At 33.6% G+C, this 13,514-nt stretch carries 16 protein-coding genes; 13 read left to right on the top strand and 3 right to left on the bottom strand.

Annotated features, from left to right (window positions below; all coding sequences use genetic code 11):
* The first annotated feature begins 46 nt into the window (after positions 1-46).
* Entirely contained in the window at positions 47-517 is a 471-nt protein-coding gene (locus A8975_RS02115) for an Lrp/AsnC ligand binding domain-containing protein (RefSeq protein ID WP_129759525.1), read from the top strand.
* A 205-nt stretch (positions 518-722) separates the two neighbouring features.
* Here A8975_RS02115 and A8975_RS02110 read toward each other — a convergent pair whose 3' ends face one another.
* A complete protein-coding gene (locus A8975_RS02110) occupies positions 723-1,418 on the bottom strand; it encodes a zinc metallopeptidase (RefSeq protein ID WP_131506179.1) in 696 nt (231 codons plus the stop codon).
* Positions 1,419-1,852: 434 nt separating this feature from the next.
* Here A8975_RS02110 and A8975_RS02105 point away from each other — a divergent pair, with 434 nt between their 5' ends.
* On the top strand, positions 1,853-2,449 hold the full coding sequence (locus A8975_RS02105; protein WP_134198508.1) for a hypothetical protein: 597 nt from the start codon (positions 1,853-1,855) through the stop codon (positions 2,447-2,449).
* Here the strand turns inward: A8975_RS02105 and A8975_RS02100 are convergent.
* Complete coding sequence (locus A8975_RS02100; protein WP_134198507.1) at positions 2,446-2,865, bottom strand: hypothetical protein; 420 nt, start codon at positions 2,863-2,865, stop codon at positions 2,446-2,448. The two genes, A8975_RS02105 and A8975_RS02100, sit on opposite strands and share 4 nt — an antisense overlap.
* A gap of 143 nt (positions 2,866-3,008) precedes the next feature.
* On the opposite strand from A8975_RS02100, the gene A8975_RS02095 reads away from it, so the two are divergent.
* The 5 genes from A8975_RS02095 (at position 3,009) to A8975_RS02075 (ending at position 6,171) form a co-directional block, all read left to right on the top strand.
* A complete protein-coding gene (locus tag A8975_RS02095; protein ID WP_134198506.1) occupies positions 3,009-3,749 on the top strand; it encodes a hypothetical protein in 741 nt (246 codons plus the stop codon).
* Positions 3,750-3,760: 11 nt separating this feature from the next.
* Positions 3,761-4,261, top strand: coding sequence for a hypothetical protein (locus A8975_RS02090; RefSeq protein ID WP_134198505.1), 501 nt, complete (start codon positions 3,761-3,763; stop codon positions 4,259-4,261).
* Between the two features lie 38 nt (positions 4,262-4,299).
* Positions 4,300-4,782, top strand: a complete 483-nt coding sequence (locus tag A8975_RS02085; protein ID WP_134198504.1) for a hypothetical protein — start codon at positions 4,300-4,302, stop codon at positions 4,780-4,782.
* 157 nt (positions 4,783-4,939) lie between these two features.
* Positions 4,940-5,368 carry a hypothetical protein gene (locus A8975_RS02080; protein WP_134198503.1) on the top strand — a complete coding sequence of 143 codons (429 nt, stop codon included), beginning with the start codon at positions 4,940-4,942 and terminating at the stop codon, positions 5,366-5,368.
* A 254-nt stretch (positions 5,369-5,622) separates the two neighbouring features.
* The gene (locus A8975_RS02075; protein WP_134198502.1) at positions 5,623-6,171 is read left to right on the top strand and encodes a hypothetical protein; all 549 of its coding nucleotides are present in this window, start codon (positions 5,623-5,625) and stop codon (positions 6,169-6,171) included.
* A gap of 221 nt (positions 6,172-6,392) precedes the next feature.
* Here the strand turns inward: A8975_RS02075 and A8975_RS02070 are convergent, their stop codons facing one another.
* Positions 6,393-9,530 carry a leucine--tRNA ligase gene (locus A8975_RS02070; protein WP_134198501.1) on the bottom strand — a complete coding sequence of 1,046 codons (3,138 nt, stop codon included), beginning with the start codon at positions 9,528-9,530 and terminating at the stop codon, positions 6,393-6,395.
* Between the two features lie 201 nt (positions 9,531-9,731).
* Between A8975_RS02070 and A8975_RS02065 the strand changes: the two genes are divergently transcribed.
* The 6 genes from A8975_RS02065 (at position 9,732) to A8975_RS02040 (ending at position 13,513) form a co-directional block, all read left to right on the top strand.
* Positions 9,732-10,610, top strand: coding sequence for a cell division protein FtsX (locus tag A8975_RS02065; RefSeq protein ID WP_129759528.1), 879 nt, complete (start codon positions 9,732-9,734; stop codon positions 10,608-10,610).
* Between the two features lie 62 nt (positions 10,611-10,672).
* Entirely contained in the window at positions 10,673-11,008 is a 336-nt protein-coding gene (locus A8975_RS02060) for a hypothetical protein (RefSeq protein WP_134198500.1), read from the top strand.
* A 34-nt stretch (positions 11,009-11,042) separates the two neighbouring features.
* The gene (locus tag A8975_RS02055; protein WP_129759530.1) at positions 11,043-11,309 is read left to right on the top strand and encodes a DUF3098 domain-containing protein; all 267 of its coding nucleotides are present in this window, start codon (positions 11,043-11,045) and stop codon (positions 11,307-11,309) included.
* Positions 11,310-11,446: 137 nt separating this feature from the next.
* A complete protein-coding gene (locus tag A8975_RS02050) occupies positions 11,447-12,244 on the top strand; it encodes an undecaprenyl-diphosphate phosphatase (RefSeq protein ID WP_131506183.1) in 798 nt (265 codons plus the stop codon).
* A complete protein-coding gene (truB, locus tag A8975_RS02045; RefSeq protein ID WP_134198499.1) occupies positions 12,244-12,936 on the top strand; it encodes a tRNA pseudouridine(55) synthase TruB in 693 nt (230 codons plus the stop codon). The genes A8975_RS02050 and truB overlap by 1 nt, the downstream gene beginning before the upstream one ends.
* Before the next feature lie 37 nt (positions 12,937-12,973).
* The gene (locus A8975_RS02040) at positions 12,974-13,513 is read left to right on the top strand and encodes a hypothetical protein (RefSeq protein ID WP_134198498.1); all 540 of its coding nucleotides are present in this window, start codon (positions 12,974-12,976) and stop codon (positions 13,511-13,513) included.
* Position 13,514 lies beyond the last annotated feature (1 nt).

The raw sequence follows: 13,514 nt of genomic DNA, 5'->3' as shown, positions 1-13,514 counted from the left end.
AATGTATTTACTACTTTTATGTTTTATAATTTCTATTTAAAACCTAATGAAAGTTGTAAATCAAAATATCCATATTGATGGTATAGACAAAAAAATTCTTCGTGCCTTAATGGAAGATGCAAGAACACCCATTCTTGAAATAGCAAGACAAGTAGGTATTTCAGGAGCTGCTATTCATCAAAGGTTACGAAAACTTGAAAAGTCTAAGTTAATTTCGGGTTCAAAGTTTGTAATCAATCCTAAGGTTTTAGGATATACCACTATGGCTTTTATAGGTATATACTTAGATAAAGCTGTTAGTAACCCAGAAGCTGTACGACAATTACAAAAGATACCTGAAGTATTAGAATGCCATTACACAACTGGTAACTGGAGTATTTTTGTGAAGATACTTTGTAAAGACAATGAGCACCTAATGCAAGTTCTTAATAAAGAAATACAATCTATTTCTGGTGTATCACGAACTGAAACCTTTATATCGCTTCAACAGCAAATTGACAGACAGATAAAAGTGTAACTCCTTGCCTTATTTATAACCTTATAAGTAATAGTTGTATTTACTATAACAGGTATTTAACTGCAATTTGACTCAACATATAGTCGGTATAAAGTCGGCATATAGTTGGTATAAATTGACGAATGACTAACTTAAAAGCTACTAATACCCAACAAAAAAGCCTTTCAATAGTTTTGAAAGGCTTTTGTTATAATTATTGTGAGTGTTAATCTCTTCCGCCAAATACTTGAAGTGCCCAATATAGCAATGAAGCTAAAGCACCAATTGCTGCTACCAGATAAGTTCTAGCTGCCCACTTAAGTGCATCTTCAGAGCCTTTATATTCTTCAGGAGTTACCATGTTTTTTGCTTTTAACCAAGCTAATGCTCTATTACTAGCATCATACTCTACAGGTAGCGTAATAAAGCTAAATAAGGTTGCAAAACCCATAAATACTAATCCTGCAACAGCTACCCAATATCCTAATCCTACACCAGCAGCTGCACCAAGTATTAAACCTCCTATTACTAACCATTGTGACATCCCAGAAGTTACACTTACAATAGGTACTAATGCCGAACGCATCCCTAAAGCGCTATAGGCTTGTGCATGCTGTACTGCGTGCCCACACTCGTGTGCTGCAACAGCTGCTGCAGCTGCGTTAGCTTGGTTGTACACTGGCTCACTAAGGTTTACTGTTTTGTTTTTTGGGTTATAATGGTCTGTTAGTTGACCAGCTACCGAAATAACCTCAACGTCATAAATACCGTTGTCTGCCAACATTTTTTCCGCAATCTCACGTCCTGTCATTCCGTTGCGTAATCTTACTTTAGAGTATTTGGCAAACTTTTGTTTTAATTGATTACTAACTAACCAACTTACCAGAGCAATCGCTCCAATTAATATATAATATCCAATCATCTTTTTAAAGTTTAATAGTGTAAATTTAATACTAATGTAGCAAAAAATAAGCCAAATTTAAGTTAAGAAATATTGTCAGTTTTGTGTAATTTCAATCCATTTAATCTTAGCTATCGCAAAGACTACATACTCAATAGTTGTCAGGATGTTTCCCTCTACTTCAAACATAAAGAAAATGATGCTATCAATTGTATTTCAAAAACCTAGTTCAATCCTCATATTAAGGTTTCTTTGTTCGTTTTCCTTTTTTATCTATCCTCAATACACCTTTGCGGCAACAAAATAGAAATTGAAGATTTAAATAGTATAGTCACCTTAATAATTTAACACATTACAAGAGCTATTCAACATAATTATTTGTAAATCATTGTAGTAATTCGTTTTTTTAGTTCTAAATAAATTAAATTGAAAGCCATAACATAATGCTATTACTCATGAAAAAACTAAAACACACCTTACTGCTTGTTTTTGTAGGTTTTACAGTAACCCTTACCGCACAAACCGATTGTGGAGAAGATACAGGCTATGGCGAAACAGAAGTGGAAATGCTGGGAAATAAAATATGTCTTTCAATAGATATTAATTTTGGTTATGATGATGCAGGCGAAAAAATTGAAAATATTTTTTTAGCTCATCTTGGAATTACTAGGAAAACACCCAATTACAAACAACAGATTTTAGAACTTTGGAACACTTATTCAAATTGTTTTGTTTGTAAATCTAAATCTGTAACAAAACCTGAATTACCATATCCCACCCATTTTTTAAAGCGTGTGGTGGATTTCAATATGGAACCACAAGTATTTGATCAATTTTTATTGGAAGACCCTGAAGAATTCCCAATAGATGTTAACGCAGTGGAACTAGTTGATGACAAAAGTGAAACTCTAATAGATTACTTGGATAAAATTATTGCAGACCCAAGTAGACATAAAGACTACAGATTAACCGTTATTAAAGAACTCCGCACATATCTTATAGAAGATTATGGTGCTAAAACGGCTGCTGAGTTGGAAAAAGAAAAAGATTAGGTTACAAAGGCTTTACCGTAAATAATTAAAGCATTACCCTCAACTTTTGCTCCACCAATACTATTTATAATATACTTTGGGTTTTCTTGTGGTATCACCACTTTTTCCAATAATAACCTACCTAAATACGTCTTAACAATGTCTGAAAAAGCAGCGTTTTTTGTAAACAAGTCTTCCAGTGAACAATAGCCAACTTCTGAAAATTCAGAAGTATCATTCATGGCTTCATCATCTACTTTTATCTCATCTCGTATTTGGTTGTAGTCCGCTTCAATGACAGTTAAGAACTGATTTTTAGATAATTTTAGAGTATAGTTCACAACTTCCTTATTTTCTATAAACCGACCAAAATTAAGTCCATCATTATAACCAACTTTATCTACGTCAATGTTCAAATTGTTTATTTCTACTTCCATAGTACTACTTACCTTCAACTAAAAATAAACAATAATTTTAAATCATAATATACTCAAATTGAGTATTGCACACTAAAGCAATGTTAATTAATTTAACAATATCGTTGAATTATAGTGCTATTAACCCTAAAGTTATTTACAATATGAAAAAAATTTTATTCACTTTTTTTATTTTAACTAGTCTCAATTCAAACTCCCAATCTTTAAATTTTCGAGCTCAAGGTAAATATTACACAGCTAAAGAAAATTATGAATCTCGCAATTATGACGACGCTATCAAAGCTATTAACGAATCTAAAGAACTTCTTGGTGGGTCAAATTATCAACTCCAATATTTGCATGTAATGGCTGCATACAAGGCAGGAAAATATAAAGAGGCTCAAATAGAAATGAATCGCTATTTTAATATTTTAGATAGAAAGGAACAACCTAAAGGGTTTTCTAAAACTGTTGAGGAATTGACATATGATGAGACAAAGGAATTAACAAAATTAATTGATCCAATAGACAGTAATGTTGCCAACCAAATAAAAGAAAAAAAGAGGAAAGAAGAAGAAGAATCTAAAATTGCAGAAGCGGTTAAGCATTTTAAACTAATTAATTGTGATAATGATGATTGTTTGGCTGGAACAATTTGGGTAAATGGAAAAGTAAAATGTTATTGCGATGGGAAAGGTTATGTAATATATTTAAACAATAGATATACTTGTAAATATTGTAAAGGGACTGGAAAAAGGGATGAAAAAGTAAGAGCTAATTGCAGCTCCTGTAAAGGCAAGGGTGAAATTTATAAATATGATGGAGATGTTTATCTTTCTGATTATGAAATTGAAGAAATACTTAGAAATCATAAAAAAGAAATTGACTATTATATAAAAAATTAAAAATATAAGTTATGAGCAAATTAATTTTAATGTTAACCATGTCCTTTATAATCAATCCTTACTTTACTATAACCAGTAATAGAGCGCAATCAAACTGGACATTTACCAAGTATGCTGAAGTAACTAATAAAACTGGAACTTTTTTTACGTTAGAATATGGAATATTATCAACTGGATACAATGGGCGCATAAAATGGAGAATAACCAATCACACACAAATGCCTGTTTATGATGTTGGTATAGCAAATAAAACGTATACACTTAGTAATGGTGAAATTGTTTCAAAACCTGGTGAAACTTTCTCAAGAATGCTTGGCCCTGGCGAATCCAAAGAAAGTTTATCAGATGCTGTTAATCCAATGGAAAACTACACTAAAAATTGGGTGACAAAAAATGATAATCCTATAGTTAAAATACATTTGGATTCGCCCATGATTAAATTTGCTGCCGAAAAAAATGGTGAACGCTATTCTTGGGAAAAGGCAGGGGCTGTTACTCTATTTAAAAATTAAATCTTGATTCTTTTATTAATCTTATTAAATTAAAAAAAATGAAAAACAAAATATTACTTTTTACACTATTTGCATTTTTATCTATTACTACCAAAGCACAGGACACACAATGGTATGCTATATTCACCATGTCTACCAACACAATGCTTCAAAATTTTGATTGCAACACCCATAAACAAGTTAGCTTTGTATCCAATCCTATCCTTATGCCTAATCGTGATGAAGTGATGAAAGGACGTTTGAGCGACCAATTTTATGATTGGCTCTATAATAACGAAAAAGATAAGTTAGATGAAATTGTAGGGCTTACAAGAATGTACCAACGATACATTGTATTTGGAAAATCACCAGAAGAGGCTATCGAGAATGCTAAAAAATATGGAGCTTATAGCACAAAAGGGAGATGTGATAAAATAAAAACCGTCTATAACGATTTTGGTGATTTTAAATTTAATCCAGATAAAAAAATACCCAATGAAAGAATTACTTTTCTTCGAGAGTACATAGACCCTAAAGAATAATAATTTCAGTCTAATAAAAACAATCCAAATGAAAATAAAACATCCATTTACACTATTGTTGCTACTTTATTTAATCTCATTTTTATCATACAGTCAATCAGACTGCAAACGTGCTAACGAAACATATTTAGACAGTCAAAATTGGTGAGATACCAATTTGAATAAATCGTTTGAACTATACTACTGGCGAGTGGCTATTTCTTTTGACACCAATGGAATGGATTATGTTGTATTGGTAAGTCCCATTTACAAAGTAACAGGACTATTTAAGAATGACCCTAAAAGGAATTATTTTTTAGATTTTGGTTACGGAAAAAGAGAATTTATCGAAGCTATTAGAAGTGTAAATTCACATTATGATAGTTTTTTTCATGGTTACAAATTTGGAATAATCCAACAGGGCGGTGAAAATCCCACTAATGTTTTCGACACCAACCTGGATTGTTTAAAAACAATACGGGAAGAAACTCTAAAAGAAGTAAGCAAAGAAGCCAAGGTTATTTATGTAAATGATATTAACTATGCCTTAAAAGGACATAGAGATTGGGCTTTTGAATCACTATCAATCGAAGAATTAGAAAATTGATTTTTCATGCTTCATCCTTATTACACACAATAAATGCAACTTAACATCAATCATAGGTTAATATTTTCACATAGCATTTTATATTTTTAATTCTAACCTTCGTAGGTTTTAATTGTTTTACCCAAAACAAAACCATTTCAAATTATATAGAACTTAAAGAAAGCTATATAACCCATTTTAATGATGACAGGCAACTCACTAGACCATCACCAATAGATTCTTTACAGGTTTTGGAACAGTGTCTAAAAAAAGTTTTGGAACCCTGTGTAAGTCCTACCCATTTATCACAAAGTTCCATCGTTTTTGAAACTTTTTTTGAAGGCATCATCAACCGTCAATTGGATGGGTTGAGTCTACAGAAAGACTCTTTGAACCTTTTTTATTCTAACAATGCCCTTTTGGATTATCATTTTAAAGGGTATCACTTAAGTGAAAAGCCAAATGACTTGTTTGAGCATTTACCCTTAATCTTTGAAGAGGTCTATGCTATTGGTGCTCGATTACTGGATTATACCTCATTTAGTATCGAACCCAAAAAGGATGCTGTGGCTTATGGCATGTTAGGTGCGGCTACCCAAGACTTTCCTAATGGCATACCTACGCATTTATATGTTTTAGTACTTTCTGGAGATTGTGTTTTTATGACAGAGCAAGATATATCCAGACAGATTAAGGAATTGTCTGAATGTAAGTCTGTCCTGGAAAGTGATAAACCAAAATGTTTTCGTGAGTATTTTAAAACCACACCATTGTATGAAAACGTAAGAGCACAGGCCTTAACTCTAGTAAATCGCTTTTTTTAGTTTATCATTACATTCGTCAAGAAATTTTGTCATGTTTGCAATGTATTGCTTTAGTTCTCGATACATCACGCTTTGGCGTGACACTCGAACTGACGATGAGGAATAGTTAATCGTCACTTCGAGTGATTTGTTAAGCCACGAGCAAATTGCACGAGATCCAGAAACTTCCGAAGATTCGGGACAGGATGACAAGAGAGATTCCTGCTGTTGCAGGAATTTAATTACCCAACAATATTCACAATCTTCCCAGGAACCACAATTACTTTTTTAGGTGTGCGTCCTTGTAGTTGGTCTTGTGTTTTTTCGTGAGCCATCACTGTTTTTTCAATATCTTCTTTACTCATATCTAATGGTAGCTCTAGTTCAAAACGTTTTTTACCATTAAACGAAATTGGATATACCTTACTGCTTTCTACCAAATGCTTTTCGTCATACTCAGGAAAAGGCGCAGTAGCAATCGACTCGTTGTGTCCTAATTTGCTCCATAACTCTTCAGCAATATGTGGTGCATAAGGTGAGATTAACACAATAAGAGGTTCTAAAATTGCTCTGCTTGTACATTTTTGAGCGGTTAACTCATTAACAGCAATCATAAACGTAGATACCGAAGTATTAAACGAGAAGTTCTCGATGTCTTCTTCTACTTTCTTAATGGTTTTATGTAAGGTTTTTAAAGCGTCTTTAGTCGGTTGGTCTTCAGTGACGTGAAAAACACCCTCCTGACCTCCCTCAAGGGAGGAATGATAAAGCTTCCATAACTTTTTAAGAAATCCATGCACTCCTGTAATACCAGCAGTATTCCAAGGTTTGTATTGCTCTAATGGCCCAAGAAACATTTCGTACAAACGTAAACTGTCTGCGCCATATTCTTCACAGATATAGTCAGGTTCTACAACATTATATTTAGATTTGGACATTTTTTCGACTCTTCTTAAAGTACTAAATGAATCAACTTCAATTATTTTTTTTAATTCATAATCTGTATCCATAAAAAATGAGTCTTTGAATTCTGAAAATCTATAATCCTGAATTAAAGACTTAACATTTATGTTATCAGACGTTCCTTTGAGTTGTTTTACATCGACATGAATCGCTCTATAAACTAAATCTTCAACTGATAAATCAGATAAATCAAAATCATGTTCTTCCAACGCAAAAATACTTTTTATCTCTTCTACTGTTTGTTTACTCCTCATTAAAGGAGTAATTATATCTAATAATTTTTTATTTTTTAATATGTCATAAAAATCATACTCCTCAATTGTTGATTCTTGAAACAATTCATCTGAAATTATTATATCGAAGTTATTTGGCATTGTACCTGAAAAGTTAATTTTTTCAATCTTTAAACCGCCTAATCTTATTACATGACAAAAAGAAGACTCTCCCAAAATCATTCCTTGGTTAATGAGTTTTTTAGCAAACTCATCAACAGGTACTAATCCTAAATCGAACATAAACTTTTGCCAAAAACGCGCATACAACAAGTGTCCTGTAGCATGCTCGCTACCACCAATGTACAAGTCTATTTGCTGCCAATAATTTACGGCTTCTTGCGAGAAAATTTCTTTGTCATTATGTGGGTCCATATACCTGTTAAAGTATTGTGAGCTTCCTGCCCACCCAGGCATGGTGTTAAGTTCTAGAGGAAAAATAGTGGTATTGTTTATGTTATCATTGCTTACCACAGTATTGGTTTCAGTATCCCAAGCCCAAACGGTTGCATTTCCTAAAGGTGGCTCACCTGTTTCGGTAGGCAAGTATTTTTCAACTTCAGGCAAGGTAATAGGCAAGTGTTGCGCGTCTATCATTTGCGGCATGCCGTTGACATAATACACAGGAAATGGTTCTCCCCAATAACGCTGACGACTAAATACAGCATCACGTAAGCGGTAATTGGTTTTCCCTTTTCCGTAGCCTAATTTTTCCAACTCATAAATAGCTGTTTTAGTTGCTTTTTTATAGTTTAATCCATCAAGAAAACCACTATTAGCAATTACAGTATTGTCTTTGTCGGTAAATGCTGCTTCACTAATATCAACACCTTCAAATATATTTGGAATAGGAATATTAAAATGCTTTGCAAAATCATAATCGCGTTGGTCACCACAAGGTACTGACATTACAGCTCCTGTACCATAACCTGCCAATACGTAATCTCCAATCCAGATTGGGATAGGTTTTTTACTAAACGGATGCTCTGCATAAGCTCCTGTAAACGTTCCTGTAATGGTTTTTACATCTGCCATACGATCGCGTTCGCTACGTTTTGAAGTCGCTTCAATATAGGCTTCAACCTCAGCTTTTTGTTCTGGTGTTGTGATTTTAGAAACCAATTCGTGTTCTGGAGCTAGAGTCATAAACGACACTCCAAAAATAGTATCTGGTCTTGTGGTGAAGACTTCGATAGTTTGAGGTGCTTCGACAAGCTCAGCATGACCATCGTTTTCACTTTTAGCAGATTCCTTCGCTTCGCTCGGAATGACATTAAATATTACTGAAGCACCAACCGATTTTCCTATCCAGTTGCGTTGACTTTCTTTAAGTGAATCTGTCCAATCAATAGTATCTAGTCCTTGAAGCAAACGCTCTGCATATGCCGAAATACGCATGCTCCATTGCGTCATTTTTTTGCGCACTACAGGATGTCCACCACGTTCTGAAACGCCATTAACAATTTCATCATTGGCTAAAACGGTTCCTAAAGCAGGACACCAGTTTACTTCAGTTTCGGCTAAATACGTTAACCTGTATTGCAATAGTATTTCTTGTTGCTTTTCAGAAGAAAAGGCTTTCCATTCTTCCGAAGAAAATATTTTAATATCATCATCGCAAGCAGCATTGACGTTTGCATTTCCTTCTTTTTCAAAAACAGAAATTAGAGTTGAAATGTTTTCAGCTTTATCACTCTCGTTATTGTACCACGAGTTGAACAGTTGAATAAAAATCCACTGTGTCCATTTGTAATAGCTTGGGTCTGATGTGCGTACTTCTCTACTCCAATCAAACGAAAACCCTATTTGGTCTAATTGACGACGATAGGTTGCAATATTGGTTTCGGTAGTGATTGCAGGATGCTGCCCTGTTTGAATAGCATACTGTTCAGCAGGCAAACCAAAACTATCATAACCTTGAGGATGCAATACATTAAACCCTTTATGACGCTTGTAGCGTGCATAAATATCACTAGCAATATAACCTAATGGATGACCAACATGTAAACCTGCTCCACTTGGATAAGGAAACATATCCAGTACATAGTATTTTGGTTTATCACTATGGTTTTCGGCTTTAAACGTATGGTTTTCTGCCCAATATTTTTGCCATTTGGCTTCTATTTCGTTGAAATTATATGTCATAATAATGCTCTCGAAGGTGAGTATTTTATTTTTACTATCGCTTTTATGGATTCCACATCAAGTGCGGAATGACAAATCACACTTAATTTGGAAATTAGGTGCAAATTTAAGGTTATTATAACAATGTTGAAAGATTAAACGTTGTAAACCTTACGGAAATAGTTTTGTTTATTATTTTTACACCATTAACCCACAATATTTATGAGTTCATCTTTTGATAGATACCAAAAACGAAAATTAATTTCGTCATACTTTTCTGTAGTTATCAGCATCGCCTTGGTTCTTTTTCTTTTAGGCTGTTTAGGTCTTTTGGTTTTAAATGCTAAAAAAGTAGCAGACCATTTTAAAGAGCAAGTTGTTGTTACTATTTTCTTGAATGATTCTGCCAAAGAGGTTGAAATCAACCAGCTTCAAAAAAGTTTAGCCATGGCTGAATACACCAAGAAAACGGTTTATGTCTCAAAAGAAGAAGCTGCTGAGTTTATGAAAGCAGATACAGGTGAAGATTTTATGGATTTTGTTGGGTACAATCCGCTACAAAACAACATTGAGGTTTACTTAAAAGCCGATTATGTTACTAACGAGACCCTTGATGGTATTACCGAAGAGCTTGCCAACAAACAGTTTATTGAAGACATACGTTATGACAATGACCTTGTGGAACTGATGAATGACAACGTTAAAAAAATAACGTTTTGGGTACTGATTGTAAGTGCATTATTTACTGTAATTGCGGTTTTACTCATTAACAGTTCTATACGATTAGCTGTTTATTCTAAACGTTTTATCATAAAAACGATGCAAATGGTAGGTGCTACCAAAGCTTTTATTCGTAGACCATTTGTATTTAAAAGCGTTCAACTTGGTGTTATAGGAGCTATTGTTGCACTTATAGGTATGGCTTTAGTACTTTATTACCTTAACCGAACATTCCCTGATCTTGGCTTTGTTCAAAACCCTGTGTTGTTAGCAATATTGTTTGCTGGTATTTTTATACTTGGTATAATTATCACTTGGATTAGTACATTTATTGCCACACAACGTTTCTTGAATTTGAAAACCGACCAGTTGTACTATTAAATCGCAACACACTAAATACTAGGGTTTTTACGTTTTTAATGAAACCAACCAAGATTTCATTCATGAAACGAACAGTTCCTTTTTTTGCCCTTGCCCTTTTTCTAATGTTCTGGTCTTGCATTATTAATAATCCTAAACCAGAAGAATGTACTGTGATTACTGCTAAAATTACCAATATTACTGAAGGTACATCGTATGATATTGTGTTTCATGATGACAAAACCGACTTCTTTTACATTAACAGAGGTTTGGAACGCGGATTAAATTTAGATACTCTTAACGCAAAAGTTTTAAATAAAACCGTTACTTTGCACTTACCTAAACTTTGGTTAGGTACCTCAGAACATATTGCACAACTTGCCATAGGTGATGAGATTATTTTTACAGAATTTGAGTAATTAAAATAGATTCCTGCTTTGGTAGGAAATGAATATGGGAGAACAAAAACGTAAAGAAAGCGCAAAAGCCGAATTTGTTTTCGGAAAGAAAAACTACAAGTTTATGCTAATAGGTTTAGCATTTATAGCCATTGGTTTTATTTTAATGTCTGGTGGTGGTAGCGATGACCCAAACGTTTTTGACCCAAGTATTTTTAGTTTCAGAAGAATTAGACTAGCGCCAACACTTATCTTAATTGGTTTTGCTATTGAAGTGTATGCTATTTTATTGAACCCAAATAAAGAAAACAGTAAGAAGTAAACCCAGCTTCCATTTTTTAATGTTTATCTGTTAGAACTACATCCTTTTTTCGCTTTAGTTTCTACTTTGTTAATACTTAACATTTTTTCATTTGTTTTTAAATTTTCAAACGAAAAAATTCATGTACTTTTGCGCACATGGATATTATCGATTCAATTATATTAGGTATTATACAAGGACTAACAGAGTTTTTACCTGTATCATCTAGTGGACATTTAGAAATAGGAAAAGCCATTCTTGGAGATAATTTAGTTCCAGAAGAAAGCCTTCTATTTACGGTTGTACTGCATTTTGCCACAGCATTAAGTACAATGGTTGTTTTTAGAAAAGATATTTTGGACATCATTAAAGGTATTCTGAAATTTCAATGGAATGAAGACATGCAGTTTTTCACCAAAATTGTTATCTCAATGATTCCTGCTGTTATAATTGGATATAATTACGAATCACAACTGGCTGAACTTTTTGGCGGTAATATTCAATTGGTAGGATACATGTTATTACTAACAGCTTTCTTGCTGTATTTAGCCGATAAAGCCAAAGACACTAATAAAAAAGTGAGTTTTAAAAATGCTTTGGTAATTGGTTTTGCTCAAGCTATTGCAATGCTTCCTGGAATTTCGCGTTCGGGAGCAACTATATCAACTTCAGTATTATTAGGAAACGATAAAACCAAAGCAGCTCGTTTTTCGTTTTTGATGGTTGTTCCGTTAATTTTTGGTAAAATAGCAAAAGACGTTTTAAGTGGTGACATCACCTACGACAGCTCAAACTTTACAAGTCTAAGTGTAGGTTTTATTGCTGCTTTTGTTACTGGGCTTTTTGCCTGTACATGGATGATTGCTTTAGTTAAGAAAAGTAAATTGTCTTACTTTGCATTATACTGTATTGTTGTTGGTATTATTGCCATAATCTATTCTTATAGCGCTGGATAATGACTAAAGACGATGTACTTTCTGGTCAAGTTTTATTAATTGACAAACCTTTGCACTGGACTTCCTTTCAAGCCGTTAATAAACTGCGTTGGGAAATTAGGCAAGCATTCAACATAAAAAAAATAAAAGTAGGTCATGCTGGAACTTTAGATCCTTTGGCTACAGGACTATTGGTGATTTGCACAGGAAAAATGACTAAGCAAATCAATATTTTTCAAGGTCAGGTAAAAGAGTACACAGGAACGTTTGTTTTAGGTAGCACAACACCTTCTTATGATTTAGAAACCGAAATTGACCAAACCTATCCTACCGAACACATTTCAGAAGCACTCATACACGAAACCACCAAACAATTTATTGGCGACATAGAGCAGTATCCTCCTGTGTTTTCGGCTATTAAAAAAGATGGTAAGCGTTTGTATGAATTTGCAAGAGCAGGTGAAGCGGTTGAAATCAAATCTAGGACTGTACATATTTCAGAATTTGAAATTACTTCTATCAATGGTAATTCTGTGGAGTTTAGAGTAGTTTGCAGCAAAGGCACTTACATACGTTCTTTGGCTAACGATTTTGGAAAAGCCTTAAACTCTGGCGCTCACCTTTCGGTTTTAAGACGTACAAAAATTGGTGATTTTAGTGTTGACAACGCTGTTACTCCCGAAAAGTTTATTGAACAACTTGCTTCGGAATAATTATTGATAGCAAACTAGCTTTAAACCTAACAAAACCATGAAGCTATTTTTACAACTCTACTTTGCACTTTTTACTAGCCTTTTATTTTCTCAAGATACTATTAAAACACGAGGTCTTTTTTATAAAGTTTCGGCTGCTGTTACACTAACCACCAATGACGATTATAGCATTGGAAATGACGATGGTGAAACCTTTATAAACCCAAACGCTATTTTTATCAATAACACTTTAGGTTATCAGTTTGACGAACGCTCAAGTATTGGTTTAAACATAGAGTATGACCGTTATTTTAAGCAAGAACTCAACTTTTTTCCTATACACTTAAGCTTTAGGTACAATGTATTTGATTTTGATGACAAAGTGTTTGTAAGAGGAGGTTATGGTAAGATGATAGACTTAGGTAAAAACTTTGAAAGTGGTACGCTTTACAAACTAGGAATTGGATATCAAGCCTTTGATGACAACTTTAAAAACTCGTGGTTGATTGGGTTAGATTTTAGCCGAAAACGCTTCGGATTTAGGCAAACCGAAAAGCTATCTAGTGTATCTATTTTTTTAGAATTTATGCTCTTCTAAT

It is taken from the genome of Meridianimaribacter flavus (assembly GCF_004366715.1).
GTDB classification, from domain to species: Bacteria; Bacteroidota; Bacteroidia; order Flavobacteriales; family Flavobacteriaceae; genus Gaetbulibacter_B; species Gaetbulibacter_B jejuensis.
The sequence above is the reverse complement of the archived record's forward strand: the minus strand, read 5'-3'. Positions and strand labels throughout refer to the sequence as shown.

Coding starts and splice junctions, on each gene's coding strand:
- A8975_RS02055 (WP_129759530.1), top strand. CDS start 11,043: ATGGGAGAACAAAAACGTAAAGAAAGCGCAAAAGCCGAATTTGTTTTC.
- A8975_RS02050 (WP_131506183.1), top strand. CDS start 11,447: ATGGATATTATCGATTCAATTATATTAGGTATTATACAAGGACTAACA.
- A8975_RS02085 (WP_134198504.1), top strand. CDS start 4,300: ATGAAAAACAAAATATTACTTTTTACACTATTTGCATTTTTATCTATT.
- A8975_RS02060 (WP_134198500.1), top strand. CDS start 10,673: ATGAAACGAACAGTTCCTTTTTTTGCCCTTGCCCTTTTTCTAATGTTC.
- A8975_RS02115 (WP_129759525.1), top strand. CDS start 47: ATGAAAGTTGTAAATCAAAATATCCATATTGATGGTATAGACAAAAAA.
- A8975_RS02095 (WP_134198506.1), top strand. CDS start 3,009: ATGAAAAAAATTTTATTCACTTTTTTTATTTTAACTAGTCTCAATTCA.
- A8975_RS02065 (WP_129759528.1), top strand. CDS start 9,732: ATGAGTTCATCTTTTGATAGATACCAAAAACGAAAATTAATTTCGTCA.
- A8975_RS02070 (WP_134198501.1), bottom strand. CDS start 9,530: ATGACATATAATTTCAACGAAATAGAAGCCAAATGGCAAAAATATTGG.
- A8975_RS02105 (WP_134198508.1), top strand. CDS start 1,853: ATGAAAAAACTAAAACACACCTTACTGCTTGTTTTTGTAGGTTTTACA.
- A8975_RS02100 (WP_134198507.1), bottom strand. CDS start 2,865: ATGGAAGTAGAAATAAACAATTTGAACATTGACGTAGATAAAGTTGGT.
- A8975_RS02090 (WP_134198505.1), top strand. CDS start 3,761: ATGAGCAAATTAATTTTAATGTTAACCATGTCCTTTATAATCAATCCT.
- A8975_RS02040 (WP_134198498.1), top strand. CDS start 12,974: ATGAAGCTATTTTTACAACTCTACTTTGCACTTTTTACTAGCCTTTTA.
- truB (WP_134198499.1), top strand. CDS start 12,244: ATGACTAAAGACGATGTACTTTCTGGTCAAGTTTTATTAATTGACAAA.
- A8975_RS02110 (WP_131506179.1), bottom strand. CDS start 1,418: ATGATTGGATATTATATATTAATTGGAGCGATTGCTCTGGTAAGTTGG.